Source organism: Geopsychrobacter electrodiphilus DSM 16401, assembly GCF_000384395.1.
In the GTDB taxonomy this organism is placed as follows: domain Bacteria; phylum Desulfobacterota; class Desulfuromonadia; order Desulfuromonadales; family Geopsychrobacteraceae; genus Geopsychrobacter; species Geopsychrobacter electrodiphilus.
On the sequence record NZ_ARWE01000001.1, the window covers coordinates 780,128 to 805,295 of the forward strand.

The 25,168-nt window shown below is 56.0% G+C and carries 27 protein-coding genes; 15 read left to right on the forward strand and 12 right to left on the reverse strand.

Annotation, left to right across the window (positions count from 1 at the left end):
• Positions 1-30 precede the first annotated feature (30 nt).
• The 6 genes from D888_RS0103630 to D888_RS0103655 form a co-directional block, all read right to left on the reverse strand.
• Positions 31-879, reverse strand: coding sequence for a metallophosphoesterase family protein (locus D888_RS0103630; protein WP_020675171.1), 849 nt, complete (start codon positions 877-879; stop codon positions 31-33).
• Complete coding sequence (locus tag D888_RS0103635; protein ID WP_020675172.1) at positions 876-2,255, reverse strand: sodium:solute symporter family transporter; 1,380 nt, start codon at positions 2,253-2,255, stop codon at positions 876-878. Before D888_RS0103635 ends, D888_RS0103630 begins: the two co-directional genes overlap by 4 nt.
• Before the next feature lie 28 nt (positions 2,256-2,283).
• Positions 2,284-3,105, reverse strand: coding sequence for a DUF547 domain-containing protein (locus tag D888_RS0103640; RefSeq protein ID WP_020675173.1), 822 nt, complete (start codon positions 3,103-3,105; stop codon positions 2,284-2,286).
• Between the two features lie 5 nt (positions 3,106-3,110).
• Positions 3,111-5,252: an FAD-dependent oxidoreductase gene (locus D888_RS0103645; protein WP_020675174.1), complete on the reverse strand. Its 2,142-nt coding sequence runs from the start codon at positions 5,250-5,252 to the stop codon at positions 3,111-3,113.
• A 106-nt stretch (positions 5,253-5,358) separates the two neighbouring features.
• Positions 5,359-5,562: a 2-hydroxymuconate tautomerase family protein gene (locus tag D888_RS0103650; RefSeq protein ID WP_020675175.1), complete on the reverse strand. Its 204-nt coding sequence runs from the start codon at positions 5,560-5,562 to the stop codon at positions 5,359-5,361.
• A 336-nt stretch (positions 5,563-5,898) separates the two neighbouring features.
• Complete coding sequence (locus tag D888_RS0103655; RefSeq protein WP_020675176.1) at positions 5,899-6,573, reverse strand: spermidine synthase; 675 nt, start codon at positions 6,571-6,573, stop codon at positions 5,899-5,901.
• Between the two features lie 179 nt (positions 6,574-6,752).
• Between D888_RS0103655 and D888_RS0103660 the strand changes: the two genes are divergently transcribed.
• Both D888_RS0103660 and D888_RS0103665 read left to right on the forward strand, forming a co-directional pair.
• Positions 6,753-8,795, forward strand: a complete 2,043-nt coding sequence (locus D888_RS0103660) for an ATP-dependent helicase (RefSeq protein WP_026362194.1) — start codon at positions 6,753-6,755, stop codon at positions 8,793-8,795.
• Between the two features lie 38 nt (positions 8,796-8,833).
• Positions 8,834-9,217: an OsmC family protein gene (locus D888_RS0103665; RefSeq protein ID WP_020675178.1), complete on the forward strand. Its 384-nt coding sequence runs from the start codon at positions 8,834-8,836 to the stop codon at positions 9,215-9,217.
• A gap of 111 nt (positions 9,218-9,328) precedes the next feature.
• On the opposite strand, the gene D888_RS23900 is transcribed toward D888_RS0103665, so the two are convergent.
• The 4 genes from D888_RS23900 to D888_RS23905 form a co-directional block, all read right to left on the reverse strand.
• Positions 9,329-9,478, reverse strand: coding sequence for a hypothetical protein (locus D888_RS23900; RefSeq protein WP_020675179.1), 150 nt, complete (start codon positions 9,476-9,478; stop codon positions 9,329-9,331).
• Positions 9,479-9,501: 23 nt separating this feature from the next.
• Complete coding sequence (gene nudC / locus D888_RS0103675) at positions 9,502-10,401, reverse strand: NAD(+) diphosphatase (RefSeq protein WP_020675180.1); 900 nt, start codon at positions 10,399-10,401, stop codon at positions 9,502-9,504.
• Positions 10,398-10,928 carry an NUDIX hydrolase gene (locus tag D888_RS0103680; protein WP_020675181.1) on the reverse strand — a complete coding sequence of 177 codons (531 nt, stop codon included), beginning with the start codon at positions 10,926-10,928 and terminating at the stop codon, positions 10,398-10,400. The genes nudC and D888_RS0103680 overlap by 4 nt, the downstream gene beginning before the upstream one ends.
• 108 nt (positions 10,929-11,036) lie before the next feature.
• Positions 11,037-11,294 carry a hypothetical protein gene (locus tag D888_RS23905; RefSeq protein WP_156826937.1) on the reverse strand — a complete coding sequence of 86 codons (258 nt, stop codon included), beginning with the start codon at positions 11,292-11,294 and terminating at the stop codon, positions 11,037-11,039.
• 139 nt (positions 11,295-11,433) lie between these two features.
• Between D888_RS23905 and D888_RS0103695 the strand changes: the two genes are divergently transcribed.
• Positions 11,434-11,835 carry a response regulator gene (locus tag D888_RS0103695; protein ID WP_020675184.1) on the forward strand — a complete coding sequence of 134 codons (402 nt, stop codon included), beginning with the start codon at positions 11,434-11,436 and terminating at the stop codon, positions 11,833-11,835.
• Positions 11,836-12,176: 341 nt separating this feature from the next.
• Here the strand turns inward: D888_RS0103695 and D888_RS20610 are convergent, their stop codons facing one another.
• The gene (locus D888_RS20610; RefSeq protein WP_020675185.1) at positions 12,177-12,491 is read right to left on the reverse strand and encodes a cytochrome b5 domain-containing protein; all 315 of its coding nucleotides are present in this window, start codon (positions 12,489-12,491) and stop codon (positions 12,177-12,179) included.
• Positions 12,492-12,624: 133 nt separating this feature from the next.
• Here D888_RS20610 and proC point away from each other — a divergent pair, with 133 nt between their 5' ends.
• The 12 genes from proC to D888_RS0103755 all read left to right on the forward strand — a co-directional run bounded on the left by proC (position 12,625) and on the right by D888_RS0103755 (position 23,971).
• Positions 12,625-13,437, forward strand: coding sequence for a pyrroline-5-carboxylate reductase (gene proC, locus D888_RS0103705; RefSeq protein WP_020675186.1), 813 nt, complete (start codon positions 12,625-12,627; stop codon positions 13,435-13,437).
• Positions 13,438-13,584: 147 nt separating this feature from the next.
• Positions 13,585-14,988, forward strand: a complete 1,404-nt coding sequence (locus tag D888_RS0103710) for a sigma-54 interaction domain-containing protein (protein ID WP_020675187.1) — start codon at positions 13,585-13,587, stop codon at positions 14,986-14,988.
• Positions 14,989-15,282: 294 nt separating this feature from the next.
• A complete protein-coding gene (pruA, locus tag D888_RS0103715; protein WP_020675188.1) occupies positions 15,283-16,926 on the forward strand; it encodes an L-glutamate gamma-semialdehyde dehydrogenase in 1,644 nt (547 codons plus the stop codon).
• A 3-nt stretch (positions 16,927-16,929) separates the two neighbouring features.
• Positions 16,930-17,838, forward strand: coding sequence for a proline dehydrogenase family protein (locus tag D888_RS0103720; RefSeq protein ID WP_020675189.1), 909 nt, complete (start codon positions 16,930-16,932; stop codon positions 17,836-17,838).
• Positions 17,839-17,964: 126 nt separating this feature from the next.
• Positions 17,965-19,095, forward strand: a complete 1,131-nt coding sequence (locus D888_RS0103725) for a branched-chain amino acid ABC transporter substrate-binding protein (protein ID WP_020675190.1) — start codon at positions 17,965-17,967, stop codon at positions 19,093-19,095.
• Between the two features lie 177 nt (positions 19,096-19,272).
• Entirely contained in the window at positions 19,273-20,169 is an 897-nt protein-coding gene (locus D888_RS0103730; protein ID WP_020675191.1) for a branched-chain amino acid ABC transporter permease, read from the forward strand.
• Positions 20,169-21,125 (forward strand): branched-chain amino acid ABC transporter permease, encoded by a 957-nt coding sequence (locus D888_RS0103735; RefSeq protein WP_020675192.1) that lies wholly within the window; start codon positions 20,169-20,171, stop codon positions 21,123-21,125. The genes D888_RS0103730 and D888_RS0103735 overlap by 1 nt, the downstream gene beginning before the upstream one ends.
• On the forward strand, positions 21,115-21,897 hold the full coding sequence (locus tag D888_RS0103740) for an ABC transporter ATP-binding protein (protein ID WP_020675193.1): 783 nt from the start codon (positions 21,115-21,117) through the stop codon (positions 21,895-21,897). Before D888_RS0103735 ends, D888_RS0103740 begins: the two co-directional genes overlap by 11 nt.
• Complete coding sequence (locus tag D888_RS0103745) at positions 21,887-22,609, forward strand: ATP-binding cassette domain-containing protein (RefSeq protein ID WP_020675194.1); 723 nt, start codon at positions 21,887-21,889, stop codon at positions 22,607-22,609. Before D888_RS0103740 ends, D888_RS0103745 begins: the two co-directional genes overlap by 11 nt.
• Positions 22,610-22,624: 15 nt before the next feature.
• Positions 22,625-23,434 (forward strand): universal stress protein, encoded by an 810-nt coding sequence (locus tag D888_RS0103750; protein WP_020675195.1) that lies wholly within the window; start codon positions 22,625-22,627, stop codon positions 23,432-23,434.
• Positions 23,435-23,462: 28 nt separating this feature from the next.
• Positions 23,463-23,603: a hypothetical protein gene (locus D888_RS23910; protein ID WP_156826938.1), complete on the forward strand. Its 141-nt coding sequence runs from the start codon at positions 23,463-23,465 to the stop codon at positions 23,601-23,603.
• Positions 23,604-23,629: 26 nt separating this feature from the next.
• Positions 23,630-23,971, forward strand: a complete 342-nt coding sequence (locus D888_RS0103755; protein ID WP_026362197.1) for an MGMT family protein — start codon at positions 23,630-23,632, stop codon at positions 23,969-23,971.
• On the opposite strand, the gene D888_RS0103760 is transcribed toward D888_RS0103755, so the two are convergent.
• Entirely contained in the window at positions 23,939-25,141 is a 1,203-nt protein-coding gene (locus D888_RS0103760) for an MFS transporter (RefSeq protein WP_020675197.1), read from the reverse strand. The genes D888_RS0103755 and D888_RS0103760 overlap by 33 nt on opposite strands.
• Positions 25,142-25,168 lie beyond the last annotated feature (27 nt).

Here is a 25,168-nt window from a genome sequence, read left to right on the forward strand (position 1 = left end):
GGGTCTTCCTTTTGTTATCAATTTCAGGGGCTAACACAACATATCTTCCCGCACAATAGGGTCTCCGCGCCGCGCCCGCTCATCGGCAGGCAGAACATCCATGCTCGGCCAGAGGCCGGTCGTCAGCGCTTCGGCATAGCCGGACTGCAACCCGGCATTACACATAGTGTGTCTGGATTGATCGGCAGCATAACTTAAACGCCGCCAGCTGCAGCGGATGTTATCCGACTCAGGAGAGAGCAACAGATACCAGCCATCCGCGCTGCCATCGTTGGCGGGCATGCCGATCACACCCGAGTTGAGCCAGGCCCGGTTGTCAATTTTCTCTCCCCAGGGGATGCCGCTGTGCCCACCGATCAGAACATCACTGCCGGCCAGAACCAACTCTTTGCGCTTCACCGCTTCCGGTGTAGAGGGGAAGATAAAACGGTTGATCTGCCGCACGCCGCCATGCACGACCCTGACACGCTTACCGGCCAGTTCGAAGCTTAAGGACTTCGGTAGATTCTGCATCCAGTGTCGCTCGTCGGCAGAGACCCTTTGGGTCGCATACTGATACCATTCCACCGACAACAAGGAGCAGGTCGTCCCTTCGTCAAAGCCGCAACCGCAGTCGGGGGCGTCGGCACCCAGCGACTCTTCGCAGTTCCCCTGCACCACCGCAATCCCCCAGTCGCGGATCAGCTGCAGGGTCTCCTGCGGCTCAGCACAGTAGGCGATCACATCGCCAGTGCAGATGACCCGGGCGGGCGGAATTGCCAGCTCTTTGGCTCGCTGCCGCATTGCCAGGGTGGCGGCGAAGTTGCTGTAGGGACCACCGAACACCAGCACCGGCCCGTTCAATGGCCCCAGATTCAACGCGCTTCCCGGGTTGCTCATACCGCCTCTTTCTCAACCGGGCGCGCGCTGGTTTTACCCCCGAACCAGAACCCGAAGCAGCCGAGGCCAAGGACGGCGACGGTCAGGTAGAGCAGCTTGGTGTACTTGTGGGCATCGCCGAGCAGATGGCTGTAGCCGCTCGATTCAGTGAAGTAGAGTGCCGCGGCTGCAATCGCCAGCACAAAGCTGAACAGATAACTCCAGAGCGGGATATTCGTGCGTTTGCCCCAGAGGGAGAAGAAGATCACCGGCGCCAGGTAGAGCGAGGCGGTGCCGCTGACCGCCACCGCGCTGAACAGATCCTTGTTCCCCCAGAAGACCAGCAGCAGACCCAGCAGCATGAACGCCGCCATCACCGCGCGGCCGTTGCGCAGACTCATCTTCATGATCCCCATATCGACCGCCAGCAGTTTGGCGGAGCTCGACAGGGCGCTGTCGAGGGTCGACATCGCCGAAATCACCAGCGCGGCGTTAAAGAGCAGCATCGGGATCGTCCCCAACAGCTGCATCAGGGTCGCATTCATGCTCGCCCCCTTCACCGCATGTGCGCCGGCCAGCACGCCGAGGCAGCCGAAGGCGACAATGCAGATGATGCTGATCCAGGCTGCATGCTGAAAGCTCTTACGCGTCGTTTTCCGGTCAGCGAGAAAGCCGCGATCCATCATCACCGGGTCGTGCATCGGGTAGCTCCAGATCTGCAGCAGCGCTACCAGCATCAGCACCGGACCTGGCTGATCGAAGACAAATGGCTTGGAGGCCAGGTCACCGAGGGTGATGTTGTGGTTGAAGACGACCAGCGCGATCAGCAGCACCAGTGTGCCGAGGAAGATCACCATCTGAAAGACATCAGTGCGCAGCGAGGCGCGCAGACCACCGAGCATCGAATAGAAGAGGGTGATGGCTGAAAAGACCAGAATCGTCCAGGTGTAGACCGTGCTGCCGGCGACCCCGAAGAGGATGCCGATGACCAGCACATTGGCGAAGACCTCACTGACCAGACGGATCGCGATGACGAAGTTGTAGCAAGCGGTTCCCCAGCGCCCGAAGCGTTCGCGCAGAAAATCCTGCACGCTGTTAAAGCCCTGCTCAAAGCGCAGGCTGTCGACGATTTTGCCGCCGGTCAGAAAGGAGAAGTAGTAGAAGGCATAGGCCAGCGTGCCCCAGATCCCGTAATAGAAGCCGAGGATGGCCGCGTTCATCAGCGAGCGCGCAAAAATCCAGGTGGTCACCTGCGAAAATGTCAGGGTCAACAAGCCCGGTTTTTGCCCGCTGGCGTTGACACCCAGGTAAAAAGCGCCTTCGCTTTCGGCCCGGGGGGAAAGGAGGACCGAAGCCAGAGCAATAACGCCGGCGAAGGCGGGAAGAACGTAGTCCATACAAATCTCCACAGAGTAGAAGAAAAGGTTACAAACCGTTTAAATGCCAGTCGTAGGAGTAAGCGACTGACCCCTTAAAAGCCTTCAGGCGCCCGGCCAGTTCCGGGTCGGCAAGACCCTCCAGATAGTTCAATAAGCGGGTTTCGTTGCCGCCGAAATCGACCTGATACCAGTCGTAGATGCTCGACAGAACCAGCGTATCTCCTTCGAACTTCACTCCACGTGAACTGTTGACGTATGCGCTCGCCGCCTGATTGAGAAGCCGCTCAGTATTTTCCGCCGTAAAGGGTTCGGACTGCAGATTCGGACAGCTGTAGCTGGCGCAGTTGACCGCGTAATGGATGCGGTTGTCCCGCCAGATCGGACGTAAAATGCGGTGTTCGATGTCGTTCAGTGACAGGTCGAGTCTCTCGATTTTGATCAGTTTCAGATCCCAGGGGCCCGGGCTGAACCAGCCGGATTTGATCTCGCGGATACTCGATACCGGGTAGTTGTTCAGGATCGTCTCGACCGTCAGCGCGTTGTAGAGATTGATCCAGTACGCCTTCTGCTCCGTGCGCTTCAACTGTGACACGGTTACCGTCGAAAGCCTGGTCAGATAGTCGGCGAGTGCCTGATGATCCGCTGCGGTGACACTGCCGTAGCGCACCAGATTGGGCGTTCCATCCTTGGACACGACCAGATATTTATGCAAAAAAGTACCCCAGGCGGCATGGTCGATGTGGATCGTACTCTCAGGTGTGTTGGCCTGCCAGTGTGGCCAGAGTTCCGCCTGTGGAGCCGCGTGCACCGCACCGGCGGATAGCAGCAGGGCGCAGACGGCGACAAGAATATTTTTATTGAAAGACATAGGGTTCAGCCTCTTTGCCAGCGGTGAAATTTCTCGACCCAGGCGAGCAACTTCACCGGAATATGGGCGCGCTTCCACTCCCCGGCTGTGGCCTTGTTGCCTTCGGCCAGGGTCGGGTAGGGGTGGATGGTGCCGAGAATCTTGTTCAGGCCGATGCCGTGCTTCATCGCCAGGATAAATTCGGCGAGCAGATCTCCGGCATGCGGGCCGACGATGGTGGCGCCGAGAATCTTGTCATTGCCGCGCGGCGTAATCACCTTGATCCAGCCATCGTCTTCCCCTTCAGCGATCGCCCGATCGAGTTCTTCCAGTTGATAAACTGTCACCTCAAAATCGAGTTTCTGTTCGGTTGCCTCTGTTGTGTTCATTCCGACGCGTGCCACCTCGGGGTCGGTGAAGGTGCACCAGGGGATGACACGATAATCAACGCGAAAGGTTTTAAACGGGCTGAACAGGGCATTGACCACCGCGTACCAGGCCTGATGCGCTGCGGTATGGGTGAACTGATAAGGACCTGCCACATCACCGGCGCACAGGATGTTGGGGAAGTTGGTGCGCAGAAACGGGTCGGTCTCAATTGTGCCACGTGGACTGATCTGTACCCCCAGTTCTTCGAGTCCGAACCCCTTGATATTGGCCTTACGGCCGACGGCGATCAGGATCGCATCGAACGGAATTTCGACCTGCTCGCCCCGATGTTCACAAATCAGCAGCTTCTCGTTATCTTTCACCACGACCTGCTTGGCCGCATGCCCGGTCAGCACCCTGACCCCCTCGGCCTCAAAGCGCGCGCGGATAAACGCGGACACATCCGGGTCTTCGCGCCCCATAATCTTGGACGCCATCTCGACCTGGGTGACTTCGGCGCCAAAGCGGGCAAAGGCCTGGGTCATCTCACAGCCGATCGGCCCGCCACCCAGTACCACCAGACGTTTCGGCAGCGTTCGCAGCTGCCAGAGGTTATCCGAGGTCAGGTACTCGACCTGGTCTAACCCCGGAATCGGCGGCACGAAGGGCGCGGCGCCGGTGGCGACAATAATGTTACGCGTGCTCAGGGTGCGGCCGTTGACCTCGACCCTGTACGGCGAGGTGATCCGTGCTGCGCCGCTGATACATTCGACCCCGAGCCCGGTAAAGCGTTCGACCGAATCGTGAGGCTCGACCTTGGTGACGACCTTCTGTACGCGCTCCATTACCTCGGCAAAGTCGAAGTCGGTGTTCGTCGTTTTAAACCCGAACTCTGTGGCGCGCCGCCCGTAAGCAAGCATCTTGGCGCTGCGGATCAACGCCTTGCTCGGCACACATCCGGTGTTGAGGCAGTCGCCGCCCATCTTGTGCTTCTCGATCAGGGCGACCTTCGATTTGACCGCCGCCGCGATGTAGGCTGAGACCAGGCCCGCGCTGCCGGCGCCGATTACCACCAGGTTGTAGTCAAAATGTTTCGGCCTGGAAAACCGCGCCAGAGCCTTGCGCTGCTTGAGCAGGTCGAGTCCTTTTTTCGCGATCAGCGGGAAGAGACCGAGCAGCACGAAGGAGAGAAGCAGACCGGGAGAGAGGATCCCCGCCAACGAGTTGATCTGACCGAGCTGGGTGCCGGCGTTGACGTAGACTGCGGTCCCGGCGAGCATGCCGATCTGGCTGACCCAATAGAAGGTGCGCGCCGGCATCGGGGTTAAGCCGAGCACCAGATTGATGACGAAAAAGGGGAAGAGCGGCACCAGCCGCAGCGAAAAGAGATAGAAGGCCCCTTCGCGGGCGACCCCTGCGTTGACCGCCTGGAGCCGTTCGCCAAAGCGGGCCTGGACCCAGTCACGCAACAGAAAACGGCTGACCAGAAAGGCCAGAGTCGCACCCAGCGAACTGGAGAAAGAGACCACCACCAGCGCCGGCCAGAAGCCGAACAGGGCGCCACCGGCCAGAGTCATGACCGCCGCCCCGGGGAGCGACAGGGCGGTCACGACGACGTAGAGGATGAAATAAGCGGCAAGGGACATCAGTCGATGCGTTGCATAGTAGACGCTGAAGGACTCCTGCCGCGCCTTGAGTTCGGTTAATGTCAGATAGCGTTGCAGATCGAAGGCAAAAAATAACCCGATCAATGCGACAATCCCGAAGAGAATAAGACCTTTTTGCGTACGACCTGACATGCCGTCCTCCGAAGCTTTGTGGGGAGATTTGCCCCCGCATAAAAAATTCACAAAATCTTTACTTGACCTGTCCGGTAACCAACCAATCCCGGTTGATTCTCGGGGGCTATTTTCCCCCTTGCCGTCTGGATGTCACCGTCTCGCCACCAATCCCCCAGTTGTCGGTATCCACTTCATCGATAACGACCACGAGTGATGCCGGGTTTTTACCCAGAACCTGTACCAGTAAATCTGTCGCGCCTCTGATCAGCTGCGCTTTCTGCTCTGCCGTTGCTCCATCGCGGGTAATTTTAATGTTGACGTATGGCATAAGTGATCTCCTGGGTAAGAATTCTGTCAAATCAGGGTTGATGACCCTGTGAACCTCTGAAGTCTCTGTCGGGGCTGCAGCATGAGCAGCATCCTTTGACGGGGATTTGATTACGGTTCATTTAAGTCTATTCCAAATGGTATGCCAATTTAAAATATCTATAAAAACATTAGGTTAGTTGTTCGAAAGAAAGTATAGACGAAGAGATTGTAGAATAGTCAACGGTTGCTTTGGAATATGCGACAAAATTGGTGATATATTAATATTTGAAAACTTGATCACCTTATGTCGAATTTAACAGGCGGGGAGGCAGGCTCTGAGCCGCCATGGCGAGGATTATTTTCGTGTGCCTAGCCAGATGGTATGGCGGCTACCCTTGCCTTTACCGCGGGCGCGGGTCTGTTCTTCTCTGACCTTGAACCCGGCTTTGTGCAGTCGGTTGGTAAAGGCTGTGCTTGGGCCTGCAGACCAGACCGCCAGTACGCCGCCAGACTTGAGGGCCTGGTAGCTGCTCTTGAGACCGGCGTCTGAATAGAGCCAGTCATTCTCTTTCTGGGTCAGACCGTCCGGGCCGTTGTCAACATCAAGCAGGATGGCGTCAAACATCCGGGGCGAGGTCTTGATGAGAGCCGCCACATCCGTTTCGCGAATCTGAGTTCGGGGATCCTGCAACGGCTGTCCGGCCAGGTGGCCCAGGAACTCTCTGTTCCAGCGCACCACGGCTGGCAGCAGTTCGGCGATCACCACCTGCGCATTGCTCCCGAGTTGGAGCAAGGCGGCCGCAGCAGTGAACCCCATCCCCAAGCCCCCAATTAAAACCCTGGGGGCTTCCAGGCGATTCAGGGTCGCGCAGCCCCATTCGGCGAGCTTCTCTTCAGAACCGTGCGCCCGGCTGTTCATCAGTTCACAGTTGTCGATGCGGATAGAAAATTCGTCATCGCGCTGAAAGAGCCGCAGTTGTCCGCCATCATTGGGAATATCAGTACTGTCGAGTTGTTTCCAGGGGATCATAGCGCTGCCTTCATAGACCTGCGGAGATTAGCCAAGCACTTATATTCTCTGGAGAAATACATGTCAAGCCGGCTTAACGCGCCTGTTGCTCCACAGGAGGGCCAAGGGTTGTTACCAGAGGTACGACCATGCTATTTTCTGCCGACCATTCACCCTCTCTTTTTTTGAGCGCATCAACCATGTTTGATCTGAACACACTCAACCCGCAACAACGTCAAGCCGTTGAACATGATCTTGGCCCCTTGCTCCTGCTGGCCGGGGCCGGTTCCGGTAAAACACGGGTCATCACCTGCCGCATCGGTTACCTGCTGGAGCAGCGTCAGGTGGAAGCGGGGCAGATACTTGCGCTCACCTTCACCAACAAGGCCGCGCGTGAGATGCGTGAACGGGTTGAGCAGATGGTCGGGCACAAGGCCAGCAAGGGGATGGTGATCAGCACTTTTCACTCTCTTTGTGTGCGGATATTGAAAGCTCATATTGAGAAGCTCGGCTACAAGAAGAATTTTTCGATCTATGCCGCCAGCGATCAGCTGCGCCTGGTGCGGGACCTGCTGCGCGAACTGGTGGCCGATGCCAGTTCGAAAGACGCCGAACGGGTGCTGTGGCAGATCTCCGACGCCAAGAACCGGCTGGTGTCCGCAAAGGGCTTTAAGGCCAACATTAATCATCCTGACAGCTGCCTGACCGCCGAGATCTATCCGCGCTATCAGAAGGCGCTCAAGGCCTTCAACGCGGTCGATTTTGATGATCTGCTGCTGCTGGTGGTGCAGCTGTTTAACGAACAGCCCCAAGTTTTGGCAGACTACCAGCAACGTTACCTCTACCAGATGGTTGACGAATATCAGGATACCAACCCGGTGCAGTATCAACTGCTACATCAGCTGTCGCGCGCCCACGGCAATCTCTGCGTGGTCGGTGACGATGATCAGTCGATCTACGGCTTTCGCGGCGCCGATGTGGCGACCATTCTCAATTTTGAAAAAGACTTCCCCGGGACCAGGGTGATCAAACTGGAGCAGAACTACCGCTCGACCGGCCATATCCTGGCGGCGGCTAACGCGGTGATCGGGCACAACAAAAAGCGTCGCGAAAAGGCGCTCTGGACCTCTGACGGCGCGGGGGAGAAGGTCGAATATCTGCTGTGCGAGGACGATGAGGACGAAGCACGGCAGGTGATGGAGCGGATCCACGCCGAACGCTTTAAACGCAAACTTGAATACCGCGACTTTGCCATTCTGTACCGCACCAACAGCCAGTCGCGTTCCTTCGAAGAGCAGCTGCGTTACGAGGACATCCCCTATGTGCTGATCGGTGGTCAGCAGTTTTTTGACCGCAAGGAGGTCAAGGATCTGGTCGCATACCTGAAGGTGTTGATCAATCCCTTTGATGAAGTGAATCTGCTGCGAATCCTCAACTATCCCAAGCGCGGTATCGGTGGCACCAGCGCCGATACCCTGATCAGGCTTTCGGCCGAGAGTGAACGCCCACTGTGGGAACTTCTGCAGCACGCGATCGAGATCGAAGGCCTCTCAAGCAAGGTGACGAGCGCCATCGACAGCTTTGTCGAACTGCTTAAGCGCTACCGCAAGAGTTTTGGACATCCCGCGTCAATGGTCGAAACTCTGCGCGAGATGATCAGCGAGTTGAAGCTCGAGGCGGAACTTTATCGGCAGGAGACCGATCCGCAAAAGGCCCGGCGCCGGGTCGAAAATCAGGCTGAGGTGCTGAACGCCATGGGCTCGTATCTGGAACGCGAGAGCGAACCTTCCCTGGCCGGATTTATCGAACGGGTGTCGCTGCTGGATGATGAACGCGCCGGGCGAAATGACAAAGAGAAGAAGCTCGCGCAGGATGCCGTCACCCTGATGAGCCTGCATGCGAGCAAGGGACTGGAGTTTCCGGTGGTCTTCCTGGTCGGAATGGAGGAGGAGACCCTGCCGCATAAGAAATCGATCTACGAAACCTTCGATATCGATGAAGAACGGCGGCTCTGTTATGTCGGAATCACCCGTGCGCGGCGCCAGCTGGTGTTGATCGGTGCACGGCGACGACGACGTTACGGTAGTCTGACACAGCGTGATCCGAGCCGGTTTTTGACCGAGATCCCGGAAGCGGTGCTGTTACGCTTAAGCAGTGAGGTTCCGCGCGAAAGCAGTGAGGTTGAAAAGGAGCAGATGGCCAGCAGTTTTTTTGCCGGGATCAGCAATCTGTTCGGAGATTGATTGAAGCGTGAGGCTAATAAACTATAGAGGAGTTTGAGATGAAGATTAGTTTTCCTGGTGGGGTGGCAGTAAATGCAGAGTTTGATGGTTTTACGGTCAAGAGTGATCAGCCGGTCAGGGCCGGCGGCCAGGGCGCCGCGCCTTCGCCGTTTGATCTGTTTCTGGCGTCGCTGGGTACCTGTGCCGGTTTTTTTGCCCTGCGATTTTGCCAGCAGCGCGAACTGTCGACCGAAGGGCTGGAGCTGACGTTGGATGTTGAACGCAATCCCGAGACCCATCTCCCTTCGAAGGTGCGGATCGCCATCGAGCTACCGACCGGCTTCCCCGACAAATATCGGGATGCCATCATTCGGGCGACAGATCAGTGCGCTGTTAAACGCAGCATCGCTGATCCGCCAGAGTTTGAAGTCCTGACGGTGTAGGCAGATCGGTGAGTTGTCTCTGGCGTTCCTGGGGTTTGTAAGGTTTTCAGGGCCAGAGACTAAACTCATCAGTCCCTGATGTCAGGCATTATTCGACCGCAGCTGCCTGGTTTATCGCGCCAGTTGCATGCCGATGGCGAGCAACTGGCGCAAAAGATACAGGCCACCAGCAACTGTTTGCGAAAGATACTGCTGAAACGACGCATTCTTCAGTGCACCCCCCGGCTCTGCTTTGTGTGAAGATTGTTGCTTTTGTTTCATCGGCAAATACTCTGGGACTGAAGTTAACCCTTTTGCCTGAGTGGGTCGATTTGTGAATCATTGATCGTTTTATCTATCAGCCAGCGCGCGATACTGCGACTGGGAGGTAGCTGAGGTAGATTGTCGATCGTGAACCAGCCTCCCTCGGAAAGCTCATCGGCCTGCAGTTGAATTTCGCCGGCGTGATAATCCGCCGTAAACCCGGCCATGATCTGGCTGGGAAAGGGCCAGCTCTGACTCCCCTGATAGCAGATGTTGGTGACCTCGATCCCGGTCTCTTCCATGAGCTCGCGCACCACCGTCTGTTCGAGGTTCTCCCCGAATTCGACGAAGCCGGCGACCAGGCCATAGCGCCCTGTCGGCCATTCGGGTTTGCGCACCAGGAGGAGTTGATCACCACGGCGTACCAGCACGATCACGCAGGGGTGGATGCGGGGATAGTGGAAGGCACCGCAGAGGGTACACTTTTTCCCCCATTCCCCGGTAATGCGTTCCATCTTGCCCGCACAGTTATCACAGTAGCGACTGGTTTTTTCCCAGTGTAAAATCGCATTACCCAACCCTGCCAGAGACAATAACGAAAGCGGCAATCCGGGTTCCGGAGCGAGGATATTCACCGCCTGCAGGCGAGGGGTGATCTCTTGGTCGCGACTGACGGAGAGCGCCCGGCAGGGTTGCCCCTGCCAGAGGCCGATATAGGTGGCCTGCAGGGGATTGGCCAGTTCCGACGGCAGAGGTCCGTGCAGCAGGGTGGGCGGCGTGGACTCTGGCATCACCAGCCGGGTCCCTTGCAACAACAGCCAGAAACCCGGGCCACCGGGGTCCGCCGCCGGGGGGGCCAGTTTAAACTCATCCTCCAGCGCGCTGCGGTTGAAGGGGAGCAGTTCGCAGCTGCTATAGCTCTTCGGTAGTGAGTAGCTCATGCGCCCTCCGTCAGACGTTGACGGTACGCCTGCAGGGCAATCAGGGTTTTGGCATCACTGATCTGACCGCTATCGACCAGAGCAAAAGCTTCTGCCGCGGTCAAAGGGAGCAGTTCGATGAACTCGTGCTCTTCGCGGGCCGTCGGGGTGGGAGTTAACTCCGTCGCGAGATAGATATGAATGATCTCTTGGCAGAATCCGACCGTACTGTAGATTTTACTCAACAGCTCAACCCTACCGGCCTTGCGGCCGACCTCTTCCTGTAATTCCCTGACTATACAGGTTGCGGGATCCTCACCAGGTTCAAGGCGGCCCGCCGGAATTTCCAAAATAGTGCCGCGCGCCGCGGGGCGGAACTGGCGAATCAGCAGCAGACGTCCATCCGGATCAATCGGCAACGCCGCCGCACCGCCTGGATGATGAATTATTTCGAAACGGGCCTCCCGACCATTCGGCAGTCGATGGGTTTCGCGAGCCAGATCAAGAATGCGACCGTTGAAAATTATCTCTTCGCTGAGCAGGGACATGTGAACTCCTTGGTTGAATAAACAGCAGGCAGTTTACAGGGTTCGCCGAGGGGAGCGCAAGAGAAGGGAGAGGATGAGTTAAGTAGAAAAAACCGCAATGAGATTTCGTTAAAACCTGCTATTCTTTTTCTCAGAAATATTTCCGGGGTAAAGATGGTTGACGATTTCAACATATTTTATCAGGAGGATAACTCCAACAATGCCGAACTGGTGTGCTATGTATTTGCTTCCAGTGGTGTCTCCTGCCCGATTGAACAATTCACGAAGTGCAAGGCTGCGGAAAAAGAGGTTGTCGAGCTGCATAAATAATTGCTGCAGACGCAGAGGGTGGACGCGATCGGCACCCCGGCGGGCGGGATCGCTCATTTATTGCTGGTAAAAACGCGACTGCTCGATGACAGCTTTGAGTAAGAGGATATAATTAAGGTGATGTAAACCGACGACCGGTAGTTGTTTCTCTGTCTGGTTCCCCTGTCACAAAGAGGATTATATCGAGGAGAAAAATATGGATATTCTGTCAGAGGGCGGCGGAGAAAATATCATGTATGTCGATGATGAAGAGGGGTTGGCGATTCTGGGGCAAGAATTCCTTGAGGATATGGGCTATGCGGTCACGCCGGTCTTCAGCAGTCGCGAAGCCCTCAGGCTCTTCAGCGCTGATCCGCAAAAATATGACATGGTAGTAACCGATCAGACCATGCCCGAAATGAGCGGGGTTGAAATGGCGATCGCCATGAAACAGATTTCACCCGAAACACCGGTTGTGCTCTGTTCTGGTTCGAGGATGTCCCTCGATTCCCCCGGGGTGAGCGAAAGTTCGATCTGTGAAGTGTTGTTGAAACCCGAAGTTTTTGACCGGCTGCCCCAATTGCTGAGCCGGCTCTTCATGCATAAGAGTGACAGGTGAAATGCCGGCTACAGAGGAAAAAAGACATGCGATTCTGGTTATCGATGATTCGCGGTCTTGTTGCAATGGATTTTTGAGGCGGGGGATTTTATCTGCGCAGCGGCGGCGATGAGCGAGACACTGACCCTGGCTTCGCTATGGTGCTGTCCGGGCCTTTAATCAGTCGACATCGTGATCACTCCTCTGTAAGAGGAGCCATTCTAACAGCGCCTCGTTTGACCTCGGACTGGCAAACACTCTCCCCTGAACCTGCTAACCCTCGTTGCGTAAGAATTCAGAGTTACTCTCCGGTTTCAACCCCTTCGGCAATAATTTTAAAATTCATCGACTGCCCCAGATGGCTAGCGCAGAAAGAACCAGGCGAGGGCGATAGCTGTCGCAACTGCTCCCGCGAGCAAAAGCTTTGAATTTCTGGATGTCGGTTGTGGCCTCTGTGTTTCAAGCTGACCGACGCTGGGGAAGCGTTCGATCAGGGCGCCGATGTGTGGTGCGGACTTAAGCGCTTCGGTGAGGTCACATCCCGCCTGATGCGTGTTGGCATGCAGCCCGTCCTGCCACATAGGGCTCGCACTGACATCATAAACAGTGCCCCCCACGGCTACGTAGGCGGGTTGGCCGTTTTTACCTGTGTATTGGGCAAGCTGTTCTGTCGTCATTGCGTTGGTACTCCTTTTTGTGTGTTGTTGCGCCCGTCTCGCTGCGGCGATGAGTGTATTTATTCACGTCATTATGTTAAAGAAGATACTTCGCTTGGTAGTTTATCAATTTTCATTTAAAGGGACCATGGCTATGACAAATATTGATAAAATCGGTTTTATCGGCGGCGGCAATATGGCCGAGGCGATAATTAAAGGGCTGATTGAGGCGGCTTGCCCTGCTAGTAAAATTCTGGTCGCAGAACCGAGCGATTTGCGGCGCGGACATCTGGCCGACGCCTACAAGGTTAATGTGACCAGCGACAACCTTGACGTCATGCGCCAGTGTGATCTGGTGGTGCTGGCGATTAAACCGCAGATCGCCGACGAAGTGATCAGCGGCATTGCCAGTGTCTATCGTAAAGAGACGCTGCTGGTGACGATTCTGGCGGGGATTTCCTGCGCCTACCTCGAAGGCCATTTCGATACCGCCGCCCGGGTTGTGCGTGTGATGCCGAATACCCCGGCGCTGGTTGGTGAGGCTGCAACCGCCATCTGTCAGGGACACAATACCAGCCATGATGATCTGATGCTGGTTCAGCATCTGTTTGAAACCGTCGGTCAGGTGCAACAGATCGATGAGCGGCAGATGGACGCGGTGACGGGTCTGTCGGGTTCAGGCCCGGCCTATGTGTATACGATTATCGAAGCCCTGGCCGACGGCGGGGTACGCGAAGGGTTACGGCGCGATATCGCCCATGCGCTGGCGGTGCAGACCGTGGTTGGCGCGGCGCTGATGGTGCGCGAGACTGGCGAGCACCCTGCCATCCTGCGGGATCGGGTCTGTTCTCCTGGAGGGACCGCGATCACTGGTGTCAGCACCCTGGAGAAGAATGGCCTGCGCACCACGCTGATGGAGGCGGTCAGTGCCGCCTCAAAACGGTCACGCGAGTTGGGCGGATCTTAAGCAGGTGCCCTTTGAAAACCTTAAAGACCGCTGTGAGCCGTATGGCTCCAGCGGTTTTTTTTGTTTAGATTCGTTGAAAATGCTGTGCTTATTTATAAGCCTCTATGCAATAATGCATTAAAATGTAGATTTGCATAAGGAGCTGCTGTGAGCCTGGAAATGACAACAGATCGGACCATCGAAGAACTCAACCGTGAATTGAACGCGATTATCAACTCCTCTTCCGATGGGCTGTTTGTCTGCCGCGCCGATGGCACGGTTATCCGTATTAATCCAGCCTCCGAACGGATGCACCATGTCAGGGCCGAGGAGATGCTCGGCAAGAACATCTTCACCCTGGTTGAAGAAGGTTTTGTCGATCGCAGTGCCGCCCTTGAGGCGATCCGCAGTCGCAAGCAGGTGAGCGTGCTGCAGAATCATCGCGGGCGTAAATTGATGTCGACCGGAACGCCGGTATTTGATGAGGCCGGCGCATTGGTGCTGGTTGTGGTGACGGTGCGTGATGTGACCGAGATCGATCAACTGCAGCGCAGTATTGAAGAGGAAGAGGCGCGGAGCAGTCAGTTCCGCGAACAGATGCTTGCGGCGCAGCAGTTTGAATTGGAAGAACGTCAGATTATTGCACGCAGCCCGGTCATGGTTCAGGTTTTGAAACAGGCTGTACGTGCCGGGGGGGCCGATTCAACCGTTTTGATTCTGGGTGAATCGGGGGTCGGCAAGGGGGTGGTGGCTGATTTGATACATAGTCATTCGAAACGGGCGCAGGGACCGATGATTCGCATCAATTGTGGGGCCATCCCGGAAACCCTGATCGAATCGGAGCTATTCGGTTACGAGAAGGGGGCCTTTACCGGGGCACAAACCGCCAAGCCGGGTTACTTTGAACTCGCCGACGGCGGGACCCTCTTTCTGGACGAGATTGCCGAACTTCCGCTGGGCTCACAAGTCAAATTATTGCGCTTTTTAGAAGACGGTCGCATTACCCGCCTGGGGGCAACTACGGCGTCGGCCATCAATGTCCGGGTGCTGGCCGCAACCCATCGCGATCTTGAAAAGATGGTGGCGAGCGAGCGGTTTCGTCTCGATCTCTATTATCGACTCAATGTGATTCCACTGACGGTGCCACCGCTGCGCGAGCGTCATGACTGCCTGCTGCCATTGTTGCGTCATTATATTGGGTATTTTGGGCGGCGCGGTGACCTGACACGCCGACTTGGCAGGGCTGCTGTTGATTCGTTGCTCGCCTATGACTACCCGGGGAACGTGCGAGAACTGATGAACCTGTGCGAACGCCTGGTGGTGATGTCGGAGACCGAAGTTATCGGCGAGACCGATCTGCCGCGCATGATCAGGCCAACCCAGTCGACTGCAGCCGCAAATGACCCGCTATGGCAGAACGGGCAGACCCTGGCCGAGATTCTGGCCTCGGTCGAGCGACGGGTTCTGACCGAAATGAGTGCCTGTTGCGCCAACCAGACTGAAGTTGCCGCCCGCCTTGGCATCAATCAATCAACCGTAGCCCGCAAATTGAAAAAACATCATTCTCATTGAAGCAGGGGAGTAATTATGCAAATCTGCATAGCCAATCCTCTGCGTCACTTCGTCTGTCCCTTCTTGAGTCCTGGATTTCGCGTCCTTCGAAATTATGGTTTTTCAGAAAAGTTCTTGATTTTGCTGATATAATGACAGGATGGCAGGTTCGTCTGTCTCCGGTTTTGTTCAGCAAAACAAGGTTTGGCATCCTCTTTGCTTTTTCATAGATTGGAAAGCCGGTGCTATACGGCCTTAATTCCCTTAAAAGTCTGTTTTTTTGTGGCAGACGTCCCCCAGACCAAGAGGAAAACTATGAATCTTTTAAACAATGCTGTGTTTAAAGTCCCCGTTCCAACCAATGAGCCGATCTACTCCTATGCTCCGGGGACACTCGAGCGCGCTCGACTGAAAGCGGCACTCGCCGAAATCGCTTCAAAAAAAATTGAGATCCCGCTAATTCTCGGCGGCAAAGAAGTTCGCACCGGCAAACTGGGTCAGGTGGTGATGCCGCATGATCATAAACATGTGCTGGCAGAATACCATATGGCAGGCGAAGCCGAGATCAAACTGGCGATCGACCTAGCGATGAAGGCCAAGCCAGCCTGGGAAGCGCTACGCTGGGAAGAGCGCGCGGCAATTTTTCTGAAAGCGGCCGAACTTCTTTCAGGAAAGTATCGCTATCAGATGAATGCTATCAGCATGCTTTCGACCAGCAAGAGTGCCTATCAGGCCGAAATTGATGCGGCCTGCGAACTGATCGACTTTCTGCGTTTTAACATCGGTTATGCTGAGCAGATTTACGCCGAGCAACCGCCCATATCGCCTAAAGGGATTTGGAATTCACTGCAGCAGCGCCCGCTTGAAGGCTTCGTTCTCGCCGTTGCGCCTTTCAACTTCACCGCCATTGCCGGTAATCTGGCGACCGCACCGGCAATTATGGGTAACACCGTGCTGCTCAAGCCGGCATCCAGTTGCGTCTACACACCCTACCTGTTTATGCAGATTCTGAAAGAGGCGGGTCTGCCGGACGGCGTCATCAATTTCATTCCAGGCTCGGGTTCGCAGATCGGTGGGATCTGCCTGCCTCACCGCGATCTGGGTGGTGTTCATTTTACGGGCTCGACCAAAGTATTTCACGGGATGTGGAAAACTATCGGTGAAAATATTGCGGGGTACAAGTCTTACCCACGCATCGTTGGTGAGACCGGCGGCAAGGATTTTATCGTCGCCCATCAGAGCGCCAATGTGCATAAACTGGCGACCGGGATTATTCGTGGTGCCTTCGAATTTCAGGGGCAAAAGTGTTCGGCCGCTTCCCGGTCTTATGTGCCGGAATCACTCTGGCCGGCTTTGCGCAAAGTCCTCGAGCAGGATATCGCCAAGATCAAGATGGGACCGACGACCGATTTCAGAAACTTCTTTAATGCGGTGATCGATCAGGCGTCCTTCGACAGCATCCGCAAGTTCATCGATTACGCCGCCGATTCGGCGGATGCTGAGGTGATCATCGGTGGGGGCTGTGATGACAGTGTCGGCTTCTTTATTGAACCGACCGTTATTCTGGCCAAAGATCCCCATTTCCGCACTATGGAAGAGGAGATCTTCGGGCCGGTGATGACCATCTACGTCTATCCGGATGACGAGTATGAACAGACTCTCGAACTCTGCGATCAGACCTCACCCTACGCGCTGACCGGGGCCGTCTTTGCTGCAGACCGCAGTGCCGTCAGTCTGGCGCTCTCCAAACTCGAAAATGCCGCCGGTAACTTCTATATCAATGACAAGCCGACCGGCGCGGTTGTCGGTCAGCAGCCTTTCGGCGGCGCGCGTGCTTCAGGCACTAACGACAAGGCCGGGGCGCGGCTCAATCTGTTGCGCTGGGTCTCGCCACGAACCATTAAAGAGACCTTTGATGCACCTGAAAACTTCGAATATCCCTTCATGGATGAGGAATAGGCGATGTCGATCTTCAACTTCCTGGTTTCAAAAACCATCATGCACGTACCGGGACCGATCGTCGGGTTCTTCGCCAAGGGCTATATCGCCGGAGAGAAGTTGGAAGATGCGGTTCGTGTGGCTCGTGATCTGAACGGGCGCCGGATGCTGGCGACGATCGATATACTTGGTGAGTTTATTAAAACCAAAAAGGAGGCGGACTTTTTCAAGGAACAGTGTCTCGAGATCCTCGAAACAATTTCCCGCGAAAAGATCGATGCCAACCTGTCGCTCAAGCCGACTCAGATGGGGTTGCTGCTCGATGAGGACTTTGCCGCTGCCAATATCCGTGAAATCGTGGCCAAGGCGGCAGAGCTGAACAGTTTCGTGCGCATCGATATGGAAGATATTGCCTGCACAGATGCCACGATCAAGCTGTACCGCACACTGCGCGAAGAGTTCCCCGGTCATGTCGGGCTGGTGCTTCAGGCTTATCTGCGGCGCACCGGTGCGGATATCGAGAGCTTGAGTGATGCGCCTATGCACTTTCGGTTATGCAAGGGGATCTACAATGAACCCCGCACTGCGGCCTGGAAGAACCCGCTCACCATCAATCGCAGTTACGTCAAGGCCTTGGAGCGGATGTTCAAGCACAAGGCTTATGTCGGTATTGCGACACATGATGAAAAGCTGGTCTTCGAGGCCCTTGAGCTGATTGATCAGTATGGGCTCAAGCCGGAAGAATATGAATTTCAGATGCTGCTCGGGGTCGATGAGGAGCTGCGCCAGATTATCGTCGATGCCGGTCACCGTTTGCGGGTTTATGTTCCCTACGGTGCGTCCTGGATGCCCTACTCACGGCGACGGCTGCGGGAGAATCCTTCGATTGCTAAACATGCTCTGAGGCAGATGCTCGGAATGAAACGTTTTTAGATGCTATACTGAGAAGATAAAGCCGAGGGCAACCAGAATATGTTTTGATTGACCCTCGGTTTTTTGCACGCTAATCTTCGCACCAAAACAACGTTTGTTATCACCAAACAATCAAGGAGAGTCGAAATGAAAAGATGCACTCGTACCATCCTCGCCGCAACTGTTGCGGTACTGTTGGCCGTTCCGGCCTTTGCCGCTGAGACGCTGAAGGTTGGCGTCCAGGCTCCGATTACCGGCAGTTATGCCAACGAAGGACAAGGGATTGAGAACGGCGTCCGCCTGCTCGCCGAGCAGATCAACGCCAAAGGCGGCGTCATGGGCCGGCAGATTGAAGTGATCACCTGTGACGACCAAGGGACTGCTATGGCCGCGGCGATCTGCGCCAAGGATCTTGTCAATAAAGGCGTTTCGATGGTCATTGGCTCCTATACCTCGACCTGTGCCCAAGCCGCTCAGAAGACCTATTTTGATGCAAAGGTGTTGCAGACCTCCGATGGCACTGCCGACGGTCTGACCGAGCACGGTTACTGGACCTTCCTGCGCAACTCCTTCCCGAACAGCGCTGAAGCGGAATTTGCCGCTAACTACATGGTTAATGTTAAGAAGTACAAGCGTATCGTCGTACTGTCCGACTTCTCGACCTATGCTGATGGCCTGGCCAATGCCACGGAAGCCGCAATCAAAAAGCTCGGCGGTAACGTGGTTTCGCGCGACAAGATCAAGGCCGACTCGCAGAACTTTACTCCGGTTCTGACCAACATGAAGTCGAAAAATCCTGACGCGATCTTCTTCGCCGGTTACTACTCCGATGGTGGCCAGTTGCGCGCCCAGCAGCTGGCGCTCGGCATTAAGGCCGACTTCATCGGTGGCGACGCCAACGACAATCCGGACTTCGTCAAATTGGCCGGTTCCGCAGCCGAGGGAGCCTTCATCCTCAACGTCCCGTCACCTGACGTGCTCCCCTACGCCGTCGCCAAGACCTTCATTGCCGACTACCAGAAGAAATATGGCATAATGCCCGCTTCGATCTGGGGTCTGATGAATATCGACGGCATGCGTGCCATCATCCACGGCATGGAGCAGACCAAGAGTTTCGACACCAAGAAGGTCTCCGACTACCTGCATAATCTGAGCGAGCCGCTACCGGGGATCACCGGTCCGATCGCCTTTGCTAAAGATGGCAACCGTAAGGGCGGCGCCTATGTCGTCAAGAAAATTCAGGCTGATGGCACATATTCTAACGAATATGTTCAATAAATAAGGTCTGATAAGTACGCGGGGCGGGGGAGATCGTTGTTCTTCCGCCCCTTTTTTTAGCTTTAAACTGTATGTGTGCAGGCGAAAAACCTGCCTCTCAGACGCGAGCAGAGGATAAAGTAGTCCTCCCTTGGCTTTTGACGGGCAGTTTGTTCACCAACCTCCGGAGTCAGCCTTATGGATACCTTCCTGCAACAGTTGGCCAACGGTTTGACCATCGGCAGCATGTACGCCCTGGTCGCCCTCGGCTACACCATGGTCTACGGCGTCATGCGCCTTATCAACTTCGCCCATGGGGATATGGTGGCGGCCTCGGCCTTCGTCGGTCTGACCATCTATACCCAGGTCCTGGGGCAGGCGGTCTCCCTGGGTGCGGTGATCGCGATCTTCCTGCTCTCTGCGGTTGTCATGGCGGCGGTCGGCGTGATCCTCGAACGCATCGCCTATCGTCCCCTGCGGGAGGCGCCGCGCCTTTCAGCGGTGGTCTCTGCGCTCGGCGCCTCGCTGGTGATCCAGAACGGCATCATGCTGATCTGGGGGCCACAGATGCGGATCTTCCCGGAACTGGTTCCTCAGGTTTACTGGGACTTTGGCGGGGTGGTTATCAGTCTGATTCAGGTGATCATTCTGGTGCTGTCGCTGGTGTTGATGGTGGCGCTTTACCTGTTTGTTGAAAAGACCCGCATGGGTGCGGCGATCCGCGCCAGTTCGATTGATCAGGATGCCGCGCGCCTGATGGGGATCAACGTCAACAGCGTCATCGCCCTGATCTTCATCATCGGCTCCTCGCTCGGCGCGGTCGGCGGACTGTTTATTGGGCTTTACTATCGAGGCATCACCTTCAACATGGGTTGGCAGTACGGTTTATACGCTTTCGTGGCCGCGATTATCGGCGGAATCGGCAATATACCCGGCGCGATGCTGGGTGGCATGTTGCTCGGGTTGTTCAACGCTTTTATCTCGGGCTATGTCTCCAGCACCTGGTCTGACGCCTTCACCTTTATTCTGCTGATCATCATCCTGATTGTCCGTCCCACCGGGATTCTCGGTGAGCGGGTTGCGGAGAAAGTCTGATGAAGAAACTACAAGGATTCGGCTATCCGATCTTCTTTGCCGTCCTGGCTGTATTGCCGTATGTTCTCGATTCGCGCTGGCAAGCGGTGGCGATCACCTTTTTGATCTTTACCGTGGTGGCCTTGTCACAGGATATTATTCTCGGCAAGTGCGGCATGTTTAATATGGGCCAGGCGCTGTTCTTCGGCATAGGAGCCTATACCACGGCGATTCTTAACACTCATTACGGCTGGCCGCTCCTGGCGACCATTCCGCTGGCGATTCTGATCCCAGCGATTTTCGGCGTGATTCTCGCGGGTCCCATCGTGCACCTTCGCGGCGATTATCTGCTGGTAACGACCATCGGTTTCAATATCGTTTTTGTGCAGGTGGTGCAGAACAATCTCGGCGGCATCACCGGAGGCCCCAATGGTATCTTCGGGATTGATTCGATGAAACTGTTTGGTGTCGGATTGGTGAGTCAGGAATCGGTGTATTATCTCGCCTTTGCCGTGTTGCTGTTAACCCTGTGGATCATGCGCAACCTGGAGAAAAGCAAGGTTGGTCGAGCGATGCATTATCTGCGCGAGGACCAGTTGGCGGCAGAGAGTATCGGGATCAATACGCGGATTTACAAAATTTTCGCTTTCGCCCTGGGCGCCGGTATCGCCGGTCTGGCAGGGACGGTGTTTGCCGTGCAGTATTCGGCGGTCAGTCCCGAAGCCTTTGATTTTATGCAATCGGTGCTCTTTTTCAGTATTGTCATCGTTGGGGGTTCATCGGTTCCCGGGGTGCTGATCGGAGTATTCGTTATGTTTGTGCTGCCGGAGGTGTTTCGTGAGTTTGCCACCTGGCGTTTCTTTATCTTCGGTTTCGCCATGATTGTGTCGATGATCCTGCGTCCGCGTGGTATCTGGCCGGCGACCTTCGGCAAGATCCCCAAGTTCCTGATCAAGGGAGGAAGCCATGGCGCGTAATGAACTGATACTCACCGAGGTCACCAAGCGCTTTGGAGGGCTGACCGCGGTTGATGCCCTGAACCTTAAGGTGGAAGCAGGCCAGATCTACGGTGTCATTGGACCCAACGGTGCGGGGAAGACCACGGTCTTCAACTGTATCACCGGGATCTACAAGTCGGAAGAGGGCTCGGTCAACTGGCGCGGTGAAGAGATCCGTGGCCTGACCCCTTATCAGATTGTCGACCGCGGCATCGTGCGAACCTTCCAGACCATCCGCCTCTTCGGGCAGATGTCGGTCGCTGAAAATATCATGAGCGGGCGTCATATCAAGAGCAGTCAGAAGCTGTGGCACGGCATCTTTCACACGCCGGGTTCAAGAAAAGACGAGTTAGCGAACTGGCACAAAGTCGAAGAGCAGCTCGATTTTTTCAGTCTCGGCGAGTTTGCGGCGACACCGGTCGGCAGCCTGGCCTACGGCATCCAGCGCCGGGTCGAGATGGCGCGGGCGATGGCGGTTGAACCAACGTTGTTGATCCTGGATGAACCGGCAGCGGGCCTCAATGACAATGAAACACTGGGATTGCTCGAGACCATCTTCAAGATCCGCGACAAGGGGGTGACGGTGTTGCTGATCGAACATGATATGGATCTGGTCATGAAGGTTACCGACTATCTGACGGTGATCAACTTTGGTAAGAAGATCGCCGAAGGGACGCCCGCAGAAATCCAGAAGAACCCGGCGGTCATCGAGGCCTACCTGGGGAGTGAGGACGAAGATGATGACGAATAACGATGTGCTGTTTGAGATCAAGGATCTCGAGGTTTCTTACGGCAGTATCGCCGCGATCAAGGGGATCTCACTACAGGTCCAGAAAGGTGAGATCGTCACCATCCTTGGCGCTAACGGTGCCGGTAAAACCACGACCATGCGCACCATAAGTCAGCTGCTCAAGGCCAAGGCGGGTTCGATCCGCTTCAAGGAGCATGAACTGACCGAGCTGCCGGCGCACAAAATTGTCAAACTGGGGATCAGTCATTCGCCGGAGGGGCGTCGGGTGTTTGGCATCCTGACCGTCGAGGAGAACCTGATGCTTGGAGCTTACTCGCAAAGCAAGATGGATAGGGAAGTGCTCGGCTGGGTCTATCAGCTCTTTCCGCGCCTTAAAGAGCGGCGCAAACAGTTGGCAGGCACCCTGTCGGGCGGCGAGCAGCAGATGCTTGCCATCGGACGCGCGTTGATGAGCAAACCGGAGATGCTGCTGCTCGATGAGCCCTCACTCGGGATCGCGCCGATTCTGGTCAAGGCGATCTTCAAGCAGATCAAGGAGATCGCCAAGAGCGGCGTCACCGTGCTGCTGGTCGAGCAGAACGCCAAGGCGGCCCTCAAATTGGCCGATCGCGGCTATGTGCTCGATGTCGGCAAAATCGCCCTCTCCGGCACCTCGGCAGAGCTGCTGGCGTCGGAGAAGATCCAGGAAGCCTATCTGGGGAAGAAGCACTAAACAAAGGGGTAGCAGATGAATCTCAAGGATATACTGGTTCATATCGACAATCGGCAAACCTGTGCTTCTCGGCTGGCGGTAGCGGTTCAACTGGCTACCCAGCAAAAGGCGCGCCTGACTGGTCTCTACGTGATTCCGCAACCCTACACGGCCCCGCATCTGGGAGATCCTCAACAACTCGCCGCTGAGGCGAGAGTTAACTTTATTCACGCGGTTACCTCTGCCGGCCTGGATTCGGGTTGGATCTGTGTCGAAAGCGTGAAGAGCGGCCTGCCTCTGCCGCACGCTCTGAACCTCTATGCCCATTATCATGATCTGCTGGTTGTCAGTCAGACCGATGCTGACGCCCCGGATCGTGTGATCCCTGCCAGTCTGCCCGAGAGAGCCGTGCTCGGTTCCGGGCGCCCGGTGTTGATTGTGCCCTATACTGGTGAATTTAAAACCCTGGGCAAGCGGGTCATGCTCGCCTGGCGCGGTGGCCCCGAATCAAGCCGCGCCCTGCATGATGCCCTCCCGCTGTTGCGCGAGGCCGATTCGGTGCGGGTCATCAGCATTCAGGGGCGTGGCGGTGATGAGACCTACACCGCTCATGATGCCGATATCTGCGATCATCTGCTGCGCTATCAGTTGCCGATCTCCAGTGAAAAGCTGAACGCCGGGAATCTGAGTGTCGGCGATCTGCTGCTCAGCCGCTGTGCCGATGACGGCAGTGATCTTCTGGTGATGGGAGCCTTTTCTCAGACGAGACATGGGCATCAGACCCTCGGCGAAGTCGGGAGTCACCTGCTCAAGTGTATGACCCTGCCGGTGCTGATGTCCTACTAAAGTGGTTTGAGCCGGGCGGGAGTCACGCATGCAGCAGATTGACTGGTCACATTTTAACGCCGTGGAATTGCGGGCTGGGACTATTGTCGAGGTTGAGGTTTTTCCCGGGGCGCGGGTGCCAGCACATAAAATCAGGCCATCGTCCTGGCCGTACCGGAGCGTCCCGTGACCACCGGCGCGAAGCTCGGCTGACCGATGATCGCTTGCCGTCCTCTCTATCCCAGTATCTATGCGTTAGTAATGGAGATCCCGCCAGGGTTTGTGACAACCTATGGCAGGATTGGCCAGATTGTTGGTTGCACTGCACGTACTGTTGGTTTTGCGATGGCCGCACTGCCGCGCGAAACCGGTCTGCCCTGGCAGCGGGTGATCAATGCCCAGGGGCGGGTCAGCCCACGGGTCGATGGTGAAGGGAATATTTTGCAGCGTGATCTGCTTGAAGCCGAAGGGATCGTCTTCGATCGCAATCAGCGAATCGATCTGACCAACTATCTCTGGGAGTTTTCAGACCGTTTGGTTTCGCGTCATCAGGTTTAACCTCAGCCCGGCCAGCAGCGCCGCTATCAACAACAGTCCAATCAGCAGAACCACCCCGGTCCATCCCCAGGCGCTGTAAAAGAATCCGCCGCCGGTTCCCGAAATACTCGAGCCCATATAATAGGAAAAAAGGTAAAGGGATGAGGCCTGCGCGCGCGCCTGGCCGGCGAGGACTCCGACCCAGGCCGAGGCGATCGCGTGCGCTCCGAAAAAGCCGATGGTAAAGACCACAATGCCGCAGATAACCGTGACCAACTGTGACATCAGGGTCAGGAGCAGGCCGCTGCCCATGATGGCAAGCGCGGTGAACAGCATCAGGCTGCGACCGTAGCGGTCGGTCAATTGGCCCATGATGCTGGAACCGCTGGCACCGAAAGCGTAGGCGAGGAAGATGAGTGCGACCTGGGCCTGGCTGAGATTGAATTCAGGGCCGAGGAGGCGGAAACTGACGTAGTTGTAAAGCGTGACAAACCCGCCCATACAGGTAAACGCCAGAAAAAACAGGCACTGTAACCCCGGGTTGCGCAGATGTGAAAAGAGTGATGCGCTCAGTTCCCCCAGGTGCAGAGGGCGGCGTTCGAAATTCCGCGAGGGGGGGAGCAGGCGCCAGAACAACAGGGCGAGCATCAGGCTGAGCAAGCCGATACCCGCTACCGCTACCCGCCAACTGAAGAGATCGGTCAGCCAGGCGGTCAAAATTCGTCCGCTCATACCGCCACAGGCATTTCCCGCGATGTAAAGACCCATGGCGCTGCCAATGGCGCTCGGATCAATCTCATCGTTTAAATAGGCCATCGCCACGGCCGGCACACCCGCAAGCACAACCCCCTGAAGTAGACGCAGGGCCAGAAGATTTGGCAAGTCAATATGACCGGCGCTGGATAGTGCCAGCAGAGAAGCGAGCACGACCGAGACGCCCATCAAGCGACGTCGGCCCCATGCATCGGACAGACTGCCGGAGATCGGCAAGGTTAGAGCGAGAGCGAAGGTCGCGAAAGAGAGTGTCAGGCTGGCATGTGCCGGGGAGATGCCAAACTCGAAGACCAGGTTGGGGAATAACGGCTGAAAGGCATAAAGAGTGGAGAAGGTTACAAACCCGGCAAAAAAAAGTGCCAGATTGGCGCGACGGTAGTCTTTTGTTCCGCGTAAAATAAAGTCGTTGCCGTTCATGGCCGCTCCGTTTAGATTGTTCTTCAA

What these genes read in the sequence shown, in the direction of transcription:
- pruA (WP_020675188.1), top strand. Translation starts at nt 15,283, where the DNA reads ATGAATCTTTTAAACAATGCTGTGTTTAAAGTCCCCGTTCCAACCAAT.
- nudC (WP_020675180.1), bottom strand. Translation starts at nt 10,401, where the DNA reads ATGAGCTACTCACTACCGAAGAGCTATAGCAGCTGCGAACTGCTCCCC.
- D888_RS0103755 (WP_026362197.1), top strand. Translation starts at nt 23,630, where the DNA reads ATGATCGCTTGCCGTCCTCTCTATCCCAGTATCTATGCGTTAGTAATG.
- D888_RS23910 (WP_156826938.1), top strand. Translation starts at nt 23,463, where the DNA reads ATGCAGCAGATTGACTGGTCACATTTTAACGCCGTGGAATTGCGGGCT.
- proC (WP_020675186.1), top strand. Translation starts at nt 12,625, where the DNA reads ATGACAAATATTGATAAAATCGGTTTTATCGGCGGCGGCAATATGGCC.
- D888_RS0103730 (WP_020675191.1), top strand. Translation starts at nt 19,273, where the DNA reads ATGGATACCTTCCTGCAACAGTTGGCCAACGGTTTGACCATCGGCAGC.
- D888_RS0103720 (WP_020675189.1), top strand. Translation starts at nt 16,930, where the DNA reads ATGTCGATCTTCAACTTCCTGGTTTCAAAAACCATCATGCACGTACCG.
- D888_RS0103645 (WP_020675174.1), bottom strand. Translation starts at nt 5,252, where the DNA reads ATGTCAGGTCGTACGCAAAAAGGTCTTATTCTCTTCGGGATTGTCGCA.
- D888_RS0103695 (WP_020675184.1), top strand. Translation starts at nt 11,434, where the DNA reads ATGGATATTCTGTCAGAGGGCGGCGGAGAAAATATCATGTATGTCGAT.
- D888_RS0103745 (WP_020675194.1), top strand. Translation starts at nt 21,887, where the DNA reads ATGACGAATAACGATGTGCTGTTTGAGATCAAGGATCTCGAGGTTTCT.
- D888_RS0103640 (WP_020675173.1), bottom strand. Translation starts at nt 3,105, where the DNA reads ATGTCTTTCAATAAAAATATTCTTGTCGCCGTCTGCGCCCTGCTGCTA.
- D888_RS0103630 (WP_020675171.1), bottom strand. Translation starts at nt 879, where the DNA reads ATGAGCAACCCGGGAAGCGCGTTGAATCTGGGGCCATTGAACGGGCCG.
- D888_RS20610 (WP_020675185.1), bottom strand. Translation starts at nt 12,491, where the DNA reads ATGACGACAGAACAGCTTGCCCAATACACAGGTAAAAACGGCCAACCC.
- D888_RS0103665 (WP_020675178.1), top strand. Translation starts at nt 8,834, where the DNA reads ATGAAGATTAGTTTTCCTGGTGGGGTGGCAGTAAATGCAGAGTTTGAT.
- D888_RS0103740 (WP_020675193.1), top strand. Translation starts at nt 21,115, where the DNA reads ATGGCGCGTAATGAACTGATACTCACCGAGGTCACCAAGCGCTTTGGA.
- D888_RS0103655 (WP_020675176.1), bottom strand. Translation starts at nt 6,573, where the DNA reads ATGATCCCCTGGAAACAACTCGACAGTACTGATATTCCCAATGATGGC.
- D888_RS0103635 (WP_020675172.1), bottom strand. Translation starts at nt 2,255, where the DNA reads ATGGACTACGTTCTTCCCGCCTTCGCCGGCGTTATTGCTCTGGCTTCG.
- D888_RS0103650 (WP_020675175.1), bottom strand. Translation starts at nt 5,562, where the DNA reads ATGCCATACGTCAACATTAAAATTACCCGCGATGGAGCAACGGCAGAG.
- D888_RS0103725 (WP_020675190.1), top strand. Translation starts at nt 17,965, where the DNA reads ATGAAAAGATGCACTCGTACCATCCTCGCCGCAACTGTTGCGGTACTG.
- D888_RS0103660 (WP_026362194.1), top strand. Translation starts at nt 6,753, where the DNA reads ATGTTTGATCTGAACACACTCAACCCGCAACAACGTCAAGCCGTTGAA.
- D888_RS23900 (WP_020675179.1), bottom strand. Translation starts at nt 9,478, where the DNA reads ATGAAACAAAAGCAACAATCTTCACACAAAGCAGAGCCGGGGGGTGCA.
- D888_RS0103760 (WP_020675197.1), bottom strand. Translation starts at nt 25,141, where the DNA reads ATGAACGGCAACGACTTTATTTTACGCGGAACAAAAGACTACCGTCGC.
- D888_RS0103680 (WP_020675181.1), bottom strand. Translation starts at nt 10,928, where the DNA reads ATGTCCCTGCTCAGCGAAGAGATAATTTTCAACGGTCGCATTCTTGAT.
- D888_RS0103750 (WP_020675195.1), top strand. Translation starts at nt 22,625, where the DNA reads ATGAATCTCAAGGATATACTGGTTCATATCGACAATCGGCAAACCTGT.
- D888_RS0103735 (WP_020675192.1), top strand. Translation starts at nt 20,169, where the DNA reads ATGAAGAAACTACAAGGATTCGGCTATCCGATCTTCTTTGCCGTCCTG.
- D888_RS23905 (WP_156826937.1), bottom strand. Translation starts at nt 11,294, where the DNA reads ATGAGCGATCCCGCCCGCCGGGGTGCCGATCGCGTCCACCCTCTGCGT.